Here is a 16,477-nt window from a genome sequence, read left to right on the forward strand (position 1 = left end):
AAAAGATACAGGTTTAAAGGAGGGGAGAACGATTGAATATCGGCTTTATCGGCACAGGAAATATGGGGACTATACTAATTGAGGCGTTAATTGAATCTAAAGCAGTCATTCCCTCATCTTTAACAATTACAAATCGAACGATCGACAAAGCGTTAAACATAAAAAAGCGATTTCCAGACATTCAGGTTGCAGAGCGGCCGGAAGAAGTCATTTCGGAAAGTGAGGCCGTATTTATTTGTGTTAAGCCGCTGGACATCTACCCTTTGTTAAAACGACTGGCACCCGCTTTCTCCAAAGATCAGATTCTGATCACCATAACCAGCCCGGTACAGGTCGAACAGCTGGAAAGCGTCGTTTCCTGTCAGGCGGCAAGAGTGATTCCGAGCATTACAAACAGGGCTTTGTCAGGCGTTTCGCTTTTAACTTTCGGTGAGAGCTGCAATGCCGAGGCAAAAGAAAAGATCACAGATACAATGAAAAAAATATCAATTCCACTGGAAATCGAAAGCGGAATTACACGAGTCGCCTCAGATATCGTCAGCTGCGGCCCCGCCTTTATCAGCTACTTAATTCAAGAATTGATTCATGCAGCTGTGAAAGAAACATCTGTGACAAAAGAGGACGCCATTTTGATGTCAAAGGAGATGCTGGTCGGTCTCGGACGGCTCCTTGAAACAGAAGTTTACACATTGCCGGCGCTTCAAGAAAAGGTTTGTGTAAAAGGCGGAGTGACCGGAGAGGGTTTAAAAGCACTGGAAAACGGCGCCCAGGATATGTTCCGGCAAATGTTCAGGAACACGCATTTGAAGTATGAAGAGGATATTGCCGCAGTCAAGAAGCAATTTCCTGTGTGATTCATTGTTCCATATCCGTGGTGCTTTCTCAACAAAGGAAAATGGCATTTTTAAAACCATCGTCATATTAAACGATGGTTTTCGCTTTTTTTGCTATATAAAAGTGCCGTTCCGTTTCTGCCCCGGGTTTCAGGTCCGAAAAATCTGCTGTTATTTCCCCTACTTTAAAGCCCGCTGTCTCTAATAAGCGGCTGTATTCTTCAGCTTCAAATGTCCGCTGTTCATGGGATTCATCAAAGCGTTCATACACGCCTCCATTTTCCAGGAAGAATGTCAGGTCATGAACAACCGAATGCACCGCCTCACCTGCATAGCTTTGCCAGATCACGCTGATTTCTTCATCCTGGTCAGCATACGTACTTCCCGGAAATACGTGATCCATCTTATATACAGAATGAACATCAAATAAAAGAAGACCGTTATCTTTTAATAACGAAAAAACGTTTTGAAAAGTATCCAAAACACCTTTTTCATCAATGACATAATTTAATGAGTCACAGCAAATCACAACTGCGTCAAATTCCTGGCCATGTCCGGTTAAGGCGCGCATATCCTGCTGAAAAAAATGAATCTGCAGCTTGCGGTCAGCCGCTTTTTGCTGAGCCTGGGCCAACATGTCTTCGCTTATATCAACGCCTGTGACATCATACCCTTTTTCAGCAAGGCGCACCGATATTTCACCGGTTCCGCATGCTAGATCAAGAATTCGCACATTCTCTTTTTGCTGTGCACTGATCGATTTTTCAATCCATTCGACCCACTGATCATAAGGAGCATGAGCCATCAGGCTGTCATAAACGCCGGAAAACCCTTGATATATCATTAATTGACTCCAAATGAAAGGTCTTCAAGCGGGGCGTCTCCCCACAGCTTTTCAAGGTTGTAATAGCCTCTTTCCTCTTTATGGAAAACATGGACGACGACATCGCCTAAATCAATCAAGACCCATCTGGCTTCATCAAAGCCCTCCATTTTCTTCACTGAAATCCCATTTTCTTCAGCCTGATCCTTAATTTCCCGGGCAATAGCTTGAACCTGTTTATCGGAGTTGCCGTGGCAAATCAGAAAATAATCAGCCACAAGAGAAATCCCTTGCATATTCATGGCGATAATATCTTCTGCACGTTTATCGTCACAGGCTTCGGCAGCTATTTTTAATATTGAAGCTTGATCCATTCACAAATTCCTCCTAGTATCTTTCTTTTACAAAAGCATTATATGTCGCAACCGTTTCCGGAAAAACGGCTTGGTTTTTAGATAATAAAAAAGTGATCGTATTTTTCAATGCCTGGATGAGCGCAAGATCCAAATCTTCTTCTGCCAATGCGCGAACCTCTTCAACCCCTGGAAAGCGTCGGCCCGGCTCAATATAATCAGCAACATAAATCACTTTTTCGAGCAGGGTCATGTTCGGCCTTCCAGATGTGTGATATCTGATCGCTGACAAAATGTCTTCGTCTGTAATTCCAACTTCCGTTTTAACGAGCACCGCACCGGCTGGCGCGTGCCATAGTTCATGATGAAAATCAAGCACATCAAGTGGCCTGCCGTCATTCAAAATGATCTGTTTCATTTCTTCTTTCGGACGAAATTTAGCATAGTCGTGAAAAATCGCCGCGGTTTCCGCTTTTTTCACGTCTGCGCCAAATCGTTCGGCAAGTTTTACAGCCGTCTCCATGACTCCGATTGTATGCGTATAGCGCTGCTCTGTCAGCTGTTCTTTTACACAGGCAAGTGCTTCCTCACATTTCATATAAATGATTCTCCTTTACATAGGCCTTTACTTCGTCAGAAATTAAATAATCTGTCGGCTGACGATTTTTAATGCGGTCCCTGAGTAAAGATGAAGATACTTCAAATGCCGGCACATCTACAAAAACAAGCGGGTAAGGCGTCTCAATTTGAAAGCCTGGACGCTTGACCCCGACAAATTGGATCAATTTGGTCAATTCGTCAATATTAGACCACTTTGGCAAATACTCGATCATGTCCGCACCGATAATAAAATAAAATTTGACATCCGGATACCGTTCCTTTAACAGACAAACCGTATCAAATGTATAGGAAGGGCCTTCCCTTTCAAGCTCGATCGTCTCCAGCTTAAAATGCTTTTTTCCTGAAATGGCGAGCTTCAGCATTTCAACCCGGTGCCGGCTTGATGAAAAGGAATTCTCCTGTTTATGCGGCGGAATTTGATTGGGCATAAACCATATTTCATCAAGCCCCATTTTGTAAAGCACTTCATTTGCCATCAGCAAGTGCCCGTTGTGCGGAGGATCGAACGTCCCCCCAAAAACCCCGATTTTCCTCATGTCAACCACCTTTTAAAGCCTTAAGGAAGTTCAATTTGTTTATTTTCTGTTGACTCCTTATACAGCACAATGATATTTCCGATCGTCTGCACCAGCTCGGCGCCCGCTCCGTTTGCTAAAGCTTCCGCCACTTCATCTTTGGGCTGCTCGCAATTTTGCAGCACGCTCACCTTAATCAATTCTCTGGCTTCAAGCGCTTCACTGATTTGTTTTACCATATTATCGTTGACTCCGCCTTTTCCGACTTGGAAAATCGGTGACAGATGATGCGCTTCCCGCCGTAAATGGCGTTTTTGTTTTCCTGTTAACATTATTTTCCTCCTAATTTTCGCAAAACGATTGATTTCATTTTTTCCATATTCGGTTCATGTCCGGTCCACAGCTCAAAGGATAGTGCCGCCTGACCGATGAACATTCCGACTCCGTCTAGTACTTTTAAGCCTTTTGCCTCAGCCTCTTTTAACAAAGCGGTCTTAAGCGGATTGTAGATAATATCACAAACAAGACAAGTCTCTTTTGCCTGCACTAAAGAAAGCGGGGCAGCACCGACGTTCGGGTGCATGCCGACCGAAGTCGTTTGAATCACTACATCATACGCTGACAGATTCGTTTCCGCTTCTTGCAAAGTCAGCGTTTTCGCCTCTCCTTCAAAAAGCTTGACGAACGCTTCTGCTTTTTCAGGCGTGCGATTAGCCACATCAAGCCGGTTCGGCAGCTTTGACGCAAGTGTTGTAAAAATGGCCCGCGCTGCACCGCCGGCCCCGATAATCAGAAGCGAGAGCTCGCGAACCGGCTTATCGAGAGATTGTTCCAGCGATTTTAAAAACCCTTCTCCATCTGTATTATATCCGACAAACTCTTCTTTTTCTCGTCTGACAGTGTTTACCGCTCCGAGCGCTTTTGCGCTGTCATCAATGCGGTCAAGGTATTTCATGATCGATACTTTATGGGGAACCGTCACATTAAATCCTTGAACACCAAGCGCCCGCATTCCTTTCACCGCATCTTCAAGATCGGCGTTTTCAACATGGAAAGCATGATAATACCCATCTAAAGAAAGATCTTGTAAAGCCGCATTATGGATGTCTGGAGACATGGAATGCGCAACAGGATTTCCAATCAGCCCATATATCGGTTTCATAACCCTCTCCCCTTAGCTTTTATATTAAAGATCTGCGCAAAAACACGTGGACACCTTTTGGAGCGTGAGCGACAATTTTTTGATTCGCACCCTGGACAGTCACCCATCCCAATCCTGAGAACACCACATCCGTTTTCGGCTCCCTGATCGTAAATGTGTGTCTGACAAGCTCCGGAAACGCTTCAAGGTCCTCTTTGGCAGGAGGCGCCAGCATGTCTCCCGCATGTTTTTCATAAAGCTGATCCGCATTGTCAAGCTTTGTTCTGTGAATGTTTAATTCATTGGGCATATAGGACACAAACGAAGATCTCTCTCCAGATACAAAATCAAACCTGGACAGCCCGCCGAAGAACAGCGTCTGTTCTTCATTCAACTGAAAAGTGCGGGGCTTCAGCTCCTTTTTCGGCGTCAATATTTTCAAATCGCGTTTAGCGACATAATGGGCCATCTGATGATGGTTGATGATTCCCGGGGTATCATACATCGATGAACCGTCATCAAGAGGGATCTCAATCGCGTCAAGGGTTGTCCCCGGATACTGGGATGTTGTGATGATATCCTCTTCCCCTGATACCTCTTTAATAATCCGGTTGATAAACGTTGATTTTCCAACATTCGTGCATCCGACGACATATACGTCTTTGCCCTGTCTGTAATGCTCTATCGCTTCGATCGCTTCTTTCATTCCCTGTCCGCGCCCTGCGCTGACAAGCAAGACATCAACAGGCTTTAAACCAAGTTCTTTTGCCTCGCGTTTCATCCAATGAACGAGACGCTCGCGTTTGACTGATTTCGGAAGTATATCTGCTTTGTTTCCTATTAATAAGATCGGATTTCCTCCGACAAAACGGTTTAATCCGTTAATCCAGCTTCCGTTAAAATCAAAGATGTCGACGATTTTGACGATAAGCGAATCCGTTTCCCCGATGCCGTGGAGGATTTTCAAAAAATCATCATCCGTCAGGGAGACGTCCTGGATTTCGTTATAATTTTTCAGTCTGAAGCAGCGCTGGCAAATCACATCATCTTTCAGCAGAGATGCTTCAGGCGCGTAGCCCAGTTCATTTTTCTTTTCGGTTTGGATGGCGACTCCGCATCCGACGCAAACTACCTTTTCCATTTTTTACTCCTCCCACTGAATATGGCCTTTCCGTTTTAATGCGCTGAGAATTCTTCGTTCCACCTGGCGGTTAAAACGCGTAAAAAAGCCATCGGAAGCGGCCACGGGTACAACCAGAATCGTGTGAAAGCCATTGCGGTTTCCTCCGAGAACATCGGTCATAAGCTGATCCCCAATGACGACGACATCTTCTTTTTTAAGGCCCATATTTTTTACGGCTTTCCTGAATGCTCTGCCCATCGGCTTTTTCGCTTTATAAATAAATGGGATATTAAGCGGTTCAGAGAATAATTTGACGCGTTTTTCATTATTATTGGAGACAATTGTGACTTTAATGCCATTCTCCTTCATCTCTTCAAACCACTCGATGAGACGCGGTGTGGCGCTTGGCCTGTCCCACTCAACAAGCGTGTTGTCCAAATCCGTAATAATCCCTTTTACATTGCGTTCTTTTAGCTTCTCAGGGGTAATATGAAAAATATCTTTAACAAATTCATCCGGCAGAAAAAACTTTTTTAACACAAGCCGCACCTTTCCTTTCACTTACTGCTTCTTTTTCAATGTGTCGAATCAAATCTAAAAGTGTCTTAAAAAATCGGCTGTCCGAAAAGTTTTCGACATATAATAGGATTCTTCAACAGGTGTGGATAAAATTACACACAGTATCCACTCTTATTTCATCGACCTTTTATTAAATTATAAACATGATACCCACAAGTTATCCACTTTTTGGTGTGGATAACAGAACGATTGTTCTTGCCCAATATTCATGATAGATTATAGGTACTTCAAACAGAGATCATATAACTTAACATTCTATGTAGGTTCAAAACAGGTTATGCCAATTTTCTTGAGGAGGTGTCTTCCCCATTAAATGGGTACCAAGTATGAGAAAGCTGTCTGATGAACTTTTAATAGAATCATACATTAAAGCGAATGAGATGAATTTAAACCGCGAATTCATCGAGCTGATTGAAACTGAAATTAAAAGAAGGTCGCTCGGTCATCTGCTTTCAGTCTCTTCGTAGTTAAGCACTTCCGGGCGTTCTGCCGCTTTTTTCACTTAAGTTGATATTATATCACTTGAATAATACGCTTACTACTGTTTTCATGAAAAAACACCTCCGGCTAAAGAGGTGCTATTTGAAGAATCCGTAAGGACTAAGCCAGTAAAACCCGCCGATAACCAGCAGGACGACCAAAAGAACGACAATAAAAGCATAGCCGTATGCTGCGCCTGAATATCCGGGATAAGGCTGATAAGAACATGGACCAGCAGGAAAAGGATATCCGCAGGTCATTGCACATTCCTCCTTTGGACAGTTATAGTAACAGCCTATGAACAAAAAGGAGAAATGGTTAGGCCGTTGACCGTGTCTCAAGAAGTTTTTATGACTTTGCTTTCATTAATTCCTTCAAATATAATATGAGCGCCTTTTGGGGTTAAGTGATTTCCCGATGGGTCGATAAACCCCGATTTGATCAATTTCTCATCCGTTGCCCCGCCTGCCTTGTTCACGATGTTTTTCCAGTTGTCAATAAGTGTTACGTCCAATTTGCGGGCCGTTTCCCTTGTGACCTGATTATAGGAATCATGCCACTTCCTCGCTCCTCCGTATTTTTCAAACGAAGCAGCCCGATATCTCGCATAATAAAAGATGTTGTTCCCGCTCCCTTCAACGAGCGGAAGACATGTCATCAAAACCGGCTCTATGCCATGGCGGCGGCTTTCTTTGACGAAATAAAAAAGATTTTCTTTAAATCTTTTTTTTGATACGCGCGGAACCCCTTTTGCAAAAATTGCCGCATCATTCGTTCCAAACATGATAAACAGATATGCCGGCCGCTTGTCTAGCACATCCTTCTTGAAACGAAACCTGGCATCTTCAGTCGTTTCTCCGCCAATTCCCGCATTGTCTATTTTGTACTTTCCACGAAGTGAAGTTTGAAGTAAATTAACCCATTTTTCCGCTTTTGGATAATCACGAAACTGCCAATTTGAACCGCGTGTATTGCTGTCGCCAAATGCAACGATTTTTCGCGTGCTGTCCTTTCCGCAGCCAGAAAGAAGCAGCAAGATAACGAGGACCATTGCGAACATTTTTTTCATCGTTTCACCTCCAAAAGCCAATAATACGATCATATAGAAGAGATTCGGCGATTTCAACGGGAGGGCTCTCTATGGCCAATCGGATAATGAATGATACTACGCCTTTAACCTGTCCCCTCCGTTTAAAAACATTCGCATTCGTTCACCGTTTTTCGACAAACAGAGAATAGGTTTTGAGAGGGCAGAAGCCCAATTTCTCTGCAAGGCGGATTGACGCTTTGTTGTGAAGGTCACAATCCCAGCGCGGCTCCAGCTTATGGTCTTTGCAATATGAGATGAATGCTCGGGCGCAGTGCACGGCAAATCCCTTCCCCCTGAAATCCGCATGTGTAGCGATGTCAACCTCAGCGAAACGCTCCGAGCGGAAGATGGCGACGCATTCGCTGACCGTCCTGCCTTCATGCAGCACTTTAAAACCGAAGCTGTTCTTTAAAAAATTCGCGGTTCCTCCCCAATATTCATCAGCATATTTTTCGGAGAAATGCACACTCTGCTTACAGTCGGCTTCATGAAACATTTCGATCTTCACACCGATTTCTTCCCTCGGATTGCTGCGTTCATCCGCAAAAGAAAAAGTTGTGCGCTTCATTTGTTTTAGCGGCTCCTTCAATCCGCCTATTAAAAAAGCATCCCAATCTTCTGAAGCCGAAAGCACGGTAAAGCGCCCGCCATTCCTCTGCTCATTCAAATAATGAAGCCATTTGTCCCCTCCGGTGTCAGGAAGCGTCCCTGCGAGGTAGTAAATGCCTGACGAGGTTTGAAAAAGCGCTGTACGCGGGTATGCGGGATCGTCGGCAAAAATTTTCCCGGGAATGATTCCTTCGGCTAAAGCATGAGAAAATGTCGGACTTCCCTCTGTTAACATTTGTTTGGCTGTTAACATGTCTGCCGGTGTCAGTTGTATCATCCGTCTCTTTCCCTCCTATCTGAAAGAAAACCGCGTGCGTAGAGCTCGAGTGTTCCATCATACATGGTGTTCTTACCCGTTTGCGCAATTTTCGCCATCTATGTTGTGATCAAATATAAAAACAGAAACGGCAATGTCTTCTTGAATTTTAATGTCTGTAAATAGGTGCTCCAGCTTGGCGCCGACTAGCTGTTCCATACCCTCAGGCGCATGATTTGAATAGTGCTTCTGAATCAGGCTCGTCCTTGCCGCATGCACCATTTCTTTCCCTTCCGGCGTACTTGCGATAAATTGCTCGCTTGCGGTCAAGTTGCCGTAAAGCGTCGAAACCGCCATATTGTCGACAAATACCGTGTGAATCCGTTCCGGCCCTTTTCCAAACAGCTCTTTTCGAAGCTTGCGAATCATATCATTAAACTCGTGTATTTTTTTAGCCATCATTGTACCCCTTCCGCTAAAACCCTGTATGTCCCCACAAACACTTAACTTGGTTAAAATTTTCCTATTCTATTGAATTATAATAAATATCACTTTATAATAAAACCCAGTTGATGGATTTGTAATAAGAACCGTGTTATGAATCTATCTATTATCAAAATACAGGATTGGTCTGTTAGTAAGTCTTGCTAGTGAACTATTCCGCCATGTATGTTTATGCCGTCATCCAGGAAGGGGCCGGTATATCTGTACATGGCTTTTTTGTGATTTCTACACATTGATGGAGGGAAACAAAGATGGATGGAAAGTCGATCAGTGTCCGAATAGACGGCACAGAATTTGAAGCGCAGGCCGGGGCAACAATTTTGGACATTTTGAATGAAAATGGAATTGAACATCCGCAGATCTGCCATGTTCCTGAGACAGATCCGATTCAAACTTGTGATACCTGCATTGTCGAAGCAGACGGCAAATTAAAACGGGCCTGTTCCCTCAAAGCAGAGAATGGAATGTCTATCAATCTGTCAGGAGAACAGGTGAAAGAAGCGCAGAAGGAAGCGATGGACCGCCTTCTTGAAAACCATTTGCTCTATTGCACGGTTTGCGACAACAATAACGGCAACTGCACCCTGCATAATACAGCGGAAATGATGGGGATTGAAGAGCAGAAATACCCATATGCACCGAAGGAAGATCCCTCTATTGCCGTTGACATGTCACACCCTTTTTACCGCTATGACCCGAACCAGTGTATAGCTTGCGGACAATGCGTTGAAGTTTGTCAAAACCTGCAGGTCAATGAGACGCTCTCCATCGACTGGGAACGGGAACGGCCCAGAGTGATCTGGGATGACGGCGTTTCTATCAATGACTCTTCTTGTGTCAGCTGCGGACAATGCGTCACCGTTTGTCCGTGCAACGCCTTAATGGAAAAATCAATGCTCGGCCAGGCGGGCTTTTTGACAGGCATCAAAACAGATGTCATGGAACCGATGATTGATCTCGTCAAAGACGTGGAACCGGGCTACAGCAGCATTTTTGCAATTTCTGAAGTAGAAGCGGCCATGCGATCAAAACGCACTAAAAAGACAAAAACCGTCTGTACCTTTTGCGGTGTCGGCTGTTCATTTGAAGTTTGGACGAAAGGCCGGGATATCTTGAAGATTCAGCCTGTTTCAGAGGCGCCCGTCAACGCCATCTCAACTTGTGTGAAAGGGAAATTCGGATGGGATTTCGTAAACGCTGAAGAGCGGATTACAAAACCGCTGATCCGCAAAAACGATACATTTGTCGAATCGACTTGGGAAGAAGCGCTCGATTTCATCGCCCGGCGTTTAGATTCAATTCACCAGCAGTACGGAAAAGATGCTGTCGGCTTTATTTCTTCTTCGAAAATTACAAATGAAGAAAACTATTTGATGCAAAAGCTGGCCCGGCAAGTATTTGGCACAAACAATGTCGACAACTGCTCCCGCTATTGCCAGTCTCCGGCAACAGACGGACTGTTCCGCACGGTCGGAATGGGCGGTGATGCAGGGACAATTAAAGATATCGCGAATGCCGGCCTTGTGATCATCGTCGGCGCCAATCCGGCCGAAGGGCATCCGGTATTAGCAACCCGTGTGAAGCGCGCCCATAAACTTAGCGGACAAAAGCTGATCGTAGCCGACCTTCGCAAAAACGAGATGGCCGAGCGCTCAGATTTATTCATCAGGCCGCGGCAAGGAACAGACCAGGTATGGCTAATGGCTGTGACAAAATATATGATCGATCAAGGCTGGCATGATCAAGCTTTTATTGAAAATAATGTGAATTTCTTTGAAGAATATCAACAATCCCTTGAAACCTATACACTTGAATATGCAGAAAGCATGACAGGCATTGAAAAACAAACGCTGATCGACATCGCCGAAATGATCCGCGACGCCGATGGCACCTGCATCCTCTGGGGAATGGGTGTCACCCAAAATACCGGCGGTTCCGATACGTCAGCCGCGATTTCAAATCTGCTCTTAGCAACCGGAAACTACCGACGGCCAGGCGCAGGCGCATACCCGCTCCGCGGCCACAATAATGTCCAAGGCGCATGCGATATGGGGACGCTTCCGGGCTGGCTGCCGGGATATCAGCATATTAGCGATGATCAGGCGCGGAGAAAATTCGAAGAAGCTTACGGCGTGGCAATCGACAGTACACCGGGACTCGATAATATCGAAATGCTTCATTCGATTGAAAAAGGCGATATGAAAGCGATGTATATCGTCGGTGAGGATATGGCCCTTGTCGATTCAAACGCGAACCGTGTCCATGATATTTTATCAGGACTTGATTTTCTCATCGTTCAGGATATATTTCTTTCCAGAACAGCTCAGTACGCCGATGTTGTCTTGCCTGCGGCACCTTCGCTTGAAAAAGAAGGAACCTTTACAAATACAGAACGCCGCGTCCAAAGGCTGTATCAGGCACTTCCGGCGCTCGGAGACTCAAAGCCTGACTGGCGCATTATTCAGGAAATCGCCAATCGCTTAGGAGCAGGCTGGAACTACAATCATCCGGGGGACATCTTCTCAGAAATGGCGAGCCTGTCTCCCCTATTCGAAAAAGCAAGCTATGAGGTGCTTGAAGGCTGGAACAGCTTTCTATGGGGCAGCTTAACTGGAGAACATACACCGCTCCTCTATGAAGACGGTTTTAACTTCCCTGATCTAAAAGCGCGTTTTGTGCTCGCAGACTGGACGGAGCCGGCCGAATTCCCTGAAGCATACGACCTTCATATCAACAACGGCCGGATGCTTGAGCATTTCCACGAAGGCAATTTGACCAATAAATCATCCGGAATCCAAGCGAAAGTGCCTGACGTATTTGTTGAGGTCTCTCCAGAGCTTGCAAATGAACGGGGAATCTGCGACGGATCGCTTGTCAGGCTCATCTCACCGTTTGGAGCCGTTAAACTAACTGCGCTCATTACAGATCGGGTGCGGTCAAATGAGCTGTACCTGCCCATGAATTCGATCAGCAAAGAGTCAGCGATTAACTTTTTAACCGGCCCGGCGGTCGATGCGCGCACAAATACGCCCGCTTATAAACAGACAAAAGTGCGTATGGAAGTGCTCGGATCCTGTGAAGCGCCGCCGCTGCCGAAAACGAATCCGCGGAACAAAAAACGCCATCCGCAAAACGGGGCTGAAGTCGAACGGAAATGGAAGCGGCCGGGATACATCCATTTGACAGACTAAATGCAAGGAGGAAATCACACAATGGCCACTCCGATTACTGCCATCCAAAAGGAAAACAATTCTGATGAGGAAACCAAGCTTGAAAAGCTGGAAGAACTAAAAGCGCTTTTAGCAGAGAATGAAGACGCCGTCTCAAAAACGATGAAATTGCTCGGCGAACTGAACGGCCTTGGCGTGCTTGACGCCGCAGACAGCATGGTTCAGGCAAAAGAAGACATCGCCAAAATCGCCCTCGACCAGCTGTCACGGGAGCCCGCCAAAAACTTGATCAATACGGCGATCGCGGCCGGCGGGGCCCTCACAAAAGCCGATCCCGAAGTCATGGGCAAACTCTTGGAAGGCATCATCGCCGGTACAAAACAAGGACAGGATTTTTTAAAAGACGATAAAAAAGTCGGCATCCTTGATCTGCTGAAAGCCATGAATGACCCGGACATCAATCGGGCCGTCGGTTTCGGTCTTCAGTTTTTAAAAGGCATGGGAAAAGCGCTGAAAGAATAAAAATAAGACAACCGGCTCACCCTTTCATGGCCCTGAGCCGGTTGTCTTATTGGCCATAAAAGCGGTCTGCCGCTTCCAGCGCCTCATTTGCCGTGTGTTTCATCCTGTTTGTTCAGCGATTCTTTTAAAATATGAAAAACAGTTGTCACAAGGACTAAAATCATTAAACCTGTCGTCAGCGGGTTCGCAAATGTTTCCTGAATTCCGATCATAATGACGCTCAACACAATCAATGAAAGAATGAAAATGCGTTTGTTTTTCATCTGCCGTGCCAGACTTTTTTAATAACTTTTACCCCTTTTTCTTGGCCGTCCGGCACCCTCACCCCCTCATCTTTATTATCGCTCACCTGTTAACTTTTGTAAATGAACAAAAGTTGGAAGCGGTTGCAAAAGGTGCGGAATGGGTGGAAACAAAAAACCGATCATGAGGTAATGATCGGCTTTCAGTATGATATAAAAAATTTGCTGATCGTGATAAACAGCAGATTAAAGAAAACGAGCATACATCCAATGATAAATGCCTTCCCTGCACTTATTTCCAAGTCCCTTTTCAGAAAAATAACATATATGGCATTTGTCACAATGACATTTACCGCATTAATAAATGGTTGATTTAACAGCTCGAATGCATTGCCTTTGATCGGAAACCATTCATAAATCAAACACACAATCACAAACGGCATTGTTCCTTTTAATACATGTGAAAAATTTCTCATAAAAGATATCGTTTTATCAAACTGAAAAAAGACTAAAAAGATTTTATACAAACAAGATTGAAAGAAAATAAACAACACAGAAAATATAACGATAAGCAAATTGATCACAAAAAGAAAAAGGTCAATATTTTGAATATTTGAGTTTTCTAATTCATCTATTTTTGAATACAGGATGGATTGAGATACAATCTGAATCCCCACTGTATATAGCAAAATCAAAATGATCGTATTAACATGCCGTTTTAATCGTGTCAGCATGTATTCACCCCCTTGAAATCAAACTTTCAATAACAGCAGCTAAAAAAAAGCATATAGATGTCAATAAAACCGTTTTCCTTCTTGGAAAAATATCTTTTTGCACAAACGGAGAGTTTTTTCACTCTACTATTCAGCATATTTCTACCGTCCTTCAATCAAATCTACTGTAAATGGTATTTTAGTCCATACTGAATTTCAACAGTGATTTTTGCCTAGTTTTGTCTATCGATGTCGAAAAAATATTTTACTTTTAATAGAAACAAGTCAATCCAACTTTAGTCTAATTTTAAATTGAGTCAAATATCACGATTATTAACTATTGCTCATTCTCCATAGATGAGGAATGGATGCAGCTTTCATATCCGCCTAAATTGATCAACAGTAATTTTGCCCCGTACAGACACAGACAGCCCCCCTCCCACATACATTTATATATAGGCTTCTGCCTACATACATTTTGTGGAGGTGCCGATTAATGACAGGTGTTTTTGCAGCGCTCGGGTATGTCATCAAGGAACTTGTTTTTTTAGTATCATATGTGAAAAACAATGCCTTTCCACAACCGCTATCAAGCAGCGACGAAAAGAAGTACTTAGAATTGATGGCCCAAGGGGATGAGCACGCGAGAAACATGCTGATTGAGCATAACCTCAGGCTTGTCGCCCATATCGTCAAAAAATTTGAAAACACCGGGGAAGATGCCGAAGACCTGATCTCCATCGGAACAATCGGGCTGATCAAGGCGATCGAAAGCTATTCGGCCGGAAAAGGAACAAAGCTTGCCACGTATGCTGCGAGATGTATTGAAAACGAAATCCTCATGCATCTTCGCGCTTTGAAAAAAACGAAAAAAGACGTCTCCCTTCACGATCCGATCGGCCAAGACAAAGAAGGAAACGAAATCAGCCTCATCGATGTCCTCAAATCGGAAAACGAAGACGTCATCGACACGATCCAGCTCAACATGGAGCTTGAAAAAGTAAAAAAATACATCGACATCTTAGACGGCAGAGAAAAAGAAGTCATTGTCGGCCGCTTCGGCCTTGATTTGAAGAAAGAAAAAACGCAGCGCGAAATCGCAAAGGAGCTCGGGATTTCGCGGAGCTATGTGTCCCGGATTGAGAAACGCGCGCTGATGAAGATGTTTCATGAGTTTTACCGGGCGGAGAAGGAGAAGCGGAAGAAGGCTAAGGGGAAATAATTTAGAAGAGGCCGGATCTAATATTCCGGCTTTCTCTATTTCATTAAAGTTTCTTTTAAAAGAAATATAGGAAAGTGTTATTAAAAACATTTTTTGTCATCGATGATAAACTCTCCGAGAAAGTCGGTCAGGATCGTAACAAATGACTTGCTTATAAGTCCTTTACTTGCACCCTCCCTCAAGCGATTCAAAGCCGGACGTTCTAAAAGCTCACCAGAAAATCCTTCATCGGCATACTTCAGCACATCCTTAGTCCCTGCTTTCTTTATACAGGCCTCGATCTGGCTGTCGATGCTTGATCCCTTGATCGCTTGTTCCTCGGCCGATACCCTTACATATATTTCCATCACTCTGGATCTCCTTCCTATAAAGTTTTATTAAATAATGATAGCAATCGTTAATGCATTTGTCAGCTTGCGGTCCCTCGATGATTATCACCTTCAACATGCATCACCCTTTGGGTAATGCTATGTAACAGCTGTTTGTCCAAATGAGGAGATTTTAAATTAAACTACAGTTTTATTAAACGTTTCAATGAATATGCAAAAAATAAAAAACACCGATAGTTTGAAACAATCGATGTTTTGTTGAGACATTTCTACACTCCTTAGATCTTCAATAGGAGAGTTTTTATTTTCTATTCAAAGCCTATTAAATCAACATGCGCTTATTATCGTTTACAAAGATTTATTCTTATTTGAGAGTAAAAATGAGAGTAGTGTTTTCATTGCCAGTTAATTAATGCAATTTCAATATTACAAATTTTTATTGAAGGGACTATTTAAGAAAACATGAAAGAAAGAGGGCAAGAATTAGAAGAAACCCTGGTATATAACAGAATACTGCCCCTATTGTAAATAAAAAAGCTACCACATGTGGTAGCCTGATCTTAAATTAACTTGCTTTTCGAATTAAGATTATCCTCATCCGGTAGTATTAAAATAACCAGTGATAAACAAAAAATCCCTCTCTTGAAAAGTTTAGGCTTAAGAGCTTGTATAGGTTAAAGAGATCATTAAGTACACTTTTTCGTCTGAACGGTTTATGTACGTATGAATCTCTTCACCTTTAAATTTAATGACATCCCACTTGTTTAGTTGGTGTTTTTCCTCTCCAACTTTCATTTCCAATTGACCATTTAATACAAGTACGATTTCTTCAGATCCAGCCAAATGTGACTCACTGTACTCACTGTTTGGATCGATACATGCTCTATACCATTCAAGCGTGCCAAATGCCTTAAACAATGGGTTGATAAACCAATCATTATTTTGTCCCGCAAAGTGATGGGGAGGCACAAATCGGTGTACTTCAATTTCCTCTTCAAAAGTTAGTAAAGATGCTAATGGAATATTTAATCCTCTACATATTTTCCATAAGACATTTATTGTTGGGTTCGCTTCGCCTCTTTCAATTTTACCTAGAGTTAATTTACTGACATTGCTTAAATTAGACAACTCTTCCAAGCTAATTTTTTTACTTCTTCGAATTTCTCTAAGTTTAATCCCTACCTGATTGGATAAGTCAATATTTTCTTCCTTCACTTTTTCACACCTTTCGCATTGATTCTATCCAAAAAATATATTATAGTATACCTAATATATAACTATAGTATACATCCAAACAAAAAAGTTAACTATATTATATCAAATAATCATCTAAACTCATAAAAGGAGCGTTT

The 16,477-nt window shown here is 43.4% G+C and carries 20 protein-coding genes and 2 pseudogenes; 5 read left to right on the forward strand and 17 right to left on the reverse strand.

The window, feature by feature from the left end:
- Window positions 1-32 precede the first annotated feature (32 nt).
- A complete protein-coding gene (gene comER / locus RBH91_RS14685) occupies window positions 33-854 on the forward strand; it encodes a late competence protein ComER (RefSeq protein WP_307892038.1) in 822 nt (273 codons plus the stop codon).
- A 67-nt stretch (window positions 855-921) separates the two neighbouring features.
- Here comER and RBH91_RS14690 read toward each other — a convergent pair whose 3' ends face one another.
- Genes RBH91_RS14690 through RBH91_RS14725 form a run of 8 tightly spaced genes read right to left on the reverse strand, consistent with a single transcriptional unit; the run spans window position 922 to window position 5,949 of the window.
- Window positions 922-1,677, reverse strand: coding sequence for a class I SAM-dependent DNA methyltransferase (locus RBH91_RS14690; RefSeq protein ID WP_307892039.1), 756 nt, complete (start codon window positions 1,675-1,677; stop codon window positions 922-924).
- A complete protein-coding gene (rsfS, locus tag RBH91_RS14695; protein WP_307892040.1) occupies window positions 1,677-2,030 on the reverse strand; it encodes a ribosome silencing factor in 354 nt (117 codons plus the stop codon). The genes RBH91_RS14690 and rsfS overlap by 1 nt, the downstream gene beginning before the upstream one ends.
- 13 nt (window positions 2,031-2,043) lie before the next feature.
- On the reverse strand, window positions 2,044-2,607 hold the full coding sequence (gene yqeK, locus RBH91_RS14700) for a bis(5'-nucleosyl)-tetraphosphatase (symmetrical) YqeK (protein ID WP_307892041.1): 564 nt from the start codon (window positions 2,605-2,607) through the stop codon (window positions 2,044-2,046).
- Complete coding sequence (locus RBH91_RS14705; protein ID WP_307892042.1) at window positions 2,597-3,166, reverse strand: nicotinate-nucleotide adenylyltransferase; 570 nt, start codon at window positions 3,164-3,166, stop codon at window positions 2,597-2,599. Before RBH91_RS14705 ends, yqeK begins: the two co-directional genes overlap by 11 nt.
- 20 nt (window positions 3,167-3,186) lie before the next feature.
- Entirely contained in the window at window positions 3,187-3,477 is a 291-nt protein-coding gene (gene yhbY / locus RBH91_RS14710) for a ribosome assembly RNA-binding protein YhbY (protein WP_307892043.1), read from the reverse strand.
- Window positions 3,477-4,307 carry a shikimate dehydrogenase gene (gene aroE, locus RBH91_RS14715; protein ID WP_307892044.1) on the reverse strand — a complete coding sequence of 277 codons (831 nt, stop codon included), beginning with the start codon at window positions 4,305-4,307 and terminating at the stop codon, window positions 3,477-3,479. Before aroE ends, yhbY begins: the two co-directional genes overlap by 1 nt.
- A gap of 19 nt (window positions 4,308-4,326) precedes the next feature.
- Entirely contained in the window at window positions 4,327-5,427 is a 1,101-nt protein-coding gene (yqeH, locus tag RBH91_RS14720) for a ribosome biogenesis GTPase YqeH (protein ID WP_307892045.1), read from the reverse strand.
- A gap of 3 nt (window positions 5,428-5,430) precedes the next feature.
- Entirely contained in the window at window positions 5,431-5,949 is a 519-nt protein-coding gene (locus RBH91_RS14725) for a YqeG family HAD IIIA-type phosphatase (RefSeq protein WP_076761968.1), read from the reverse strand.
- A gap of 365 nt (window positions 5,950-6,314) precedes the next feature.
- Between RBH91_RS14725 and sda the strand changes: the two genes are divergently transcribed.
- Complete coding sequence (gene sda / locus RBH91_RS14730) at window positions 6,315-6,455, forward strand: sporulation histidine kinase inhibitor Sda (RefSeq protein WP_006637642.1); 141 nt, start codon at window positions 6,315-6,317, stop codon at window positions 6,453-6,455.
- A 111-nt stretch (window positions 6,456-6,566) separates the two neighbouring features.
- On the opposite strand, the gene RBH91_RS14735 is transcribed toward sda, so the two are convergent.
- The 4 genes from RBH91_RS14735 to RBH91_RS14750 form a co-directional block, all read right to left on the reverse strand.
- Window positions 6,567-6,728, reverse strand: coding sequence for a hypothetical protein (locus RBH91_RS14735; RefSeq protein ID WP_307892046.1), 162 nt, complete (start codon window positions 6,726-6,728; stop codon window positions 6,567-6,569).
- A 77-nt stretch (window positions 6,729-6,805) separates the two neighbouring features.
- Window positions 6,806-7,537: an SGNH/GDSL hydrolase family protein gene (locus RBH91_RS14740; protein WP_076761940.1), complete on the reverse strand. Its 732-nt coding sequence runs from the start codon at window positions 7,535-7,537 to the stop codon at window positions 6,806-6,808.
- Window positions 7,538-7,679: 142 nt separating this feature from the next.
- Window positions 7,680-8,444 carry a GNAT family N-acetyltransferase gene (locus RBH91_RS14745; RefSeq protein WP_307892047.1) on the reverse strand — a complete coding sequence of 255 codons (765 nt, stop codon included), beginning with the start codon at window positions 8,442-8,444 and terminating at the stop codon, window positions 7,680-7,682.
- A gap of 72 nt (window positions 8,445-8,516) precedes the next feature.
- Complete coding sequence (locus tag RBH91_RS14750) at window positions 8,517-8,882, reverse strand: Na-translocating system protein MpsC family protein (protein WP_076761942.1); 366 nt, start codon at window positions 8,880-8,882, stop codon at window positions 8,517-8,519.
- A 296-nt stretch (window positions 8,883-9,178) separates the two neighbouring features.
- Between RBH91_RS14750 and fdhF the strand changes: the two genes are divergently transcribed.
- Window positions 9,179-12,118, forward strand: a complete 2,940-nt coding sequence (gene fdhF / locus RBH91_RS14755; RefSeq protein ID WP_307892048.1) for a formate dehydrogenase subunit alpha — start codon at window positions 9,179-9,181, stop codon at window positions 12,116-12,118.
- Between the two features lie 21 nt (window positions 12,119-12,139).
- Window positions 12,140-12,619 carry a helical membrane plugin domain-containing protein gene (locus RBH91_RS14760; protein ID WP_307892049.1) on the forward strand — a complete coding sequence of 160 codons (480 nt, stop codon included), beginning with the start codon at window positions 12,140-12,142 and terminating at the stop codon, window positions 12,617-12,619.
- An 83-nt stretch (window positions 12,620-12,702) separates the two neighbouring features.
- On the opposite strand, the gene RBH91_RS14765 is transcribed toward RBH91_RS14760, so the two are convergent.
- Together RBH91_RS14765 and RBH91_RS14770 are read right to left on the reverse strand one after the other, a co-directional pair.
- Entirely contained in the window at window positions 12,703-12,882 is a 180-nt protein-coding gene (locus RBH91_RS14765) for a hypothetical protein (RefSeq protein WP_307892050.1), read from the reverse strand.
- A 182-nt stretch (window positions 12,883-13,064) separates the two neighbouring features.
- Window positions 13,065-13,595 (reverse strand): hypothetical protein, encoded by a 531-nt coding sequence (locus RBH91_RS14770; RefSeq protein ID WP_076797442.1) that lies wholly within the window; start codon window positions 13,593-13,595, stop codon window positions 13,065-13,067.
- 475 nt (window positions 13,596-14,070) lie between these two features.
- Between RBH91_RS14770 and sigK the strand changes: the two genes are divergently transcribed.
- The gene (sigK, locus tag RBH91_RS14775) at window positions 14,071-14,796 is read left to right on the forward strand and encodes an RNA polymerase sporulation sigma factor SigK (protein WP_003183729.1); all 726 of its coding nucleotides are present in this window, start codon (window positions 14,071-14,073) and stop codon (window positions 14,794-14,796) included.
- Between the two features lie 99 nt (window positions 14,797-14,895).
- On the opposite strand, the pseudogene RBH91_RS14780 reads toward sigK, so the two are convergent.
- The 3 genes and pseudogenes from RBH91_RS14780 to RBH91_RS14790 form a co-directional block, all read right to left on the reverse strand.
- Window positions 14,896-15,104, reverse strand: a pseudogene (locus RBH91_RS14780) (recombinase family protein); the annotation flags it as partial.
- A pseudogene (locus tag RBH91_RS14785) lies at window positions 15,062-15,240 on the reverse strand (hypothetical protein). The pseudogenes RBH91_RS14780 and RBH91_RS14785, both read right to left, overlap by 43 nt.
- Window positions 15,241-15,782: 542 nt before the next feature.
- Window positions 15,783-16,340 (reverse strand): helix-turn-helix domain-containing protein, encoded by a 558-nt coding sequence (locus RBH91_RS14790; RefSeq protein WP_307892051.1) that lies wholly within the window; start codon window positions 16,338-16,340, stop codon window positions 15,783-15,785.
- Between the last annotated feature and the right edge of the window lie 137 nt (window positions 16,341-16,477).

The organism is Bacillus swezeyi (assembly GCF_030908325.1).
Taxonomy (GTDB): domain Bacteria; phylum Bacillota; class Bacilli; order Bacillales; family Bacillaceae; genus Bacillus; species Bacillus swezeyi.